The following is a 1,618-nucleotide window of genomic DNA, read 5'->3' as shown; positions in this document are numbered from 1 at the left end:
ATTCTGCGCTTTCGCCGCCTGGCGCAGGTCAGCCACAACGCCTTGCTTATCGTCTGCCCCCTTTTCCATCGCAGTACTTAGGGCTTGCAACCGTCTATGGAGAAGCTGTTCCAGTTCCGGTAGGGCTTTGTCCATGCTTGCCCGGGTCAGTGCTTTTACATCCCCTGCCAGGTCGTCCTTATGCTTGCTGACACTGTTTACCAGCGCATCCACTCCGTAAGCGGCCAGCCGTTCCAGTACGTGGCCTTTCTGAACCTGGTCCTGTACGAACGGCATCACGGCGTTTCTGAGTGCGGTGGATTCTAATGCCTGATTTCCAAGTGCTGCTGCTTCGCCCGTCACGCCGGTCAGCAGTGGTTCTACCAGAGTATTCCCACGGCGAACCAGAATCTCCTTTACGACTTCCAGGTTTTGCTGTCCCGTTGCCTGATCCTCGGTTGATAACCAGCCAAGCCCGTGAGTCGCCAGGGTCTGCACCAGCGACTCTGCCTGTTCGGTTAACTTATCAACTACCCTGGACACGACCCGGGCATCACCGGCAAACAGGCCATTCACCAGCTCACCTACCCATGCAGCACCGTCGTGTATCCCTTGCCGGGTCAATTCCCCAAGCACAGCTTCGGCAGTAATGTATGGGTGTTTTTGCAGAAGTGATTCCACCTGATCGGCCACCGCGTTGACCATCTCGGCAAGCCCTTCGCCCAGCATTCGGTCTATTTTGCGGGCTATCATCTTGGCTGAGTCTGCTGTTTCCTCCCCGGCAGTGATCTCGGTAACGACTGCTGTTTTCCAGTCTCCGGATTGCAAACGGTCACTCAGCAGTTCAACCATTAATTCAACCGTGGCTATGGTCAGAAACGCCGGTAATTGTTCGGTCAGCGCCGTGCCGCCCTCTAAGGCATTTACGTCGTCGCATTGTTCACCGTTCTGCCTCGCGACAAACAGTGCCCCTTCTTTGACGAAAAGCTCCATAACCTCACGAATACTGTCCTCAAGGATCGGCTTGACCACTTCCAACTGACCACTTTGTGTAATGACCAGGTCGACGGCTTCATCAGCCAGGTTACCCAGCTCCTCTGCAACAGCCTGACGGGCATCATGCCAGTGATCCTGTTGATTTTGATGGTCCGCTGTCGTTTGCTTATTATCGCTGCCGGGCTTTTCCTCTGGCTTCTGAGCTTTTGCCGCCAGGCGCAAGTCAGCCACAACGTCACGCTTATCCTCTGGCACCTTTTTCATTGCGGCGGCCAAGGCTTGTAACCTTGTGTGCAGGAGCCCTTCAAGTTCCGGTAGGGCTTTGTCCATGCTTGCACGAGTCAGTGCTTTTACATCCTCTGCAAGGTCGTCCTTATGCTTGCTGACACTGTTTACCAGCGCATCGACTCCGTAAGCGGCCAGCCGTTCCAGTACGTGACCTTTCTGAACCTGGTCCTGTACGAACGGCATCACGGCGTTTCTGAGCGCGGTGGATTCTGATGCCTGATTTCCGAGCGCCACTGCTTCGCCCGTCACGCCGGTCAGCAGTGGTTCTACCAGAGTATTCCCACGGCGAACCAGGATCTCCTTTACGACTTCCAGGTTTTGCTGTCCCGTTGCCTGATCCTCGGTTGATAACCAA

1 protein-coding gene is annotated in these 1,618 nt (G+C 55.3%); it reads right to left on the bottom strand.

Translation table 11 applies throughout. The features are described 5' to 3' along the window. The coding region (locus tag ACO6V1_RS23865; RefSeq protein ID WP_422469074.1) for a hypothetical protein at positions 1–1,618 on the bottom strand (1,618 nt) is incomplete at both ends.

This window comes from Endozoicomonas sp. ALC013, from assembly GCF_049310205.1.
Lineage (GTDB): Bacteria > Pseudomonadota > Gammaproteobacteria > Pseudomonadales > Endozoicomonadaceae > Endozoicomonas.
Note: the sequence above shows the minus strand (reverse complement) of the source record. Positions and strands in the feature narration are given on the sequence as shown.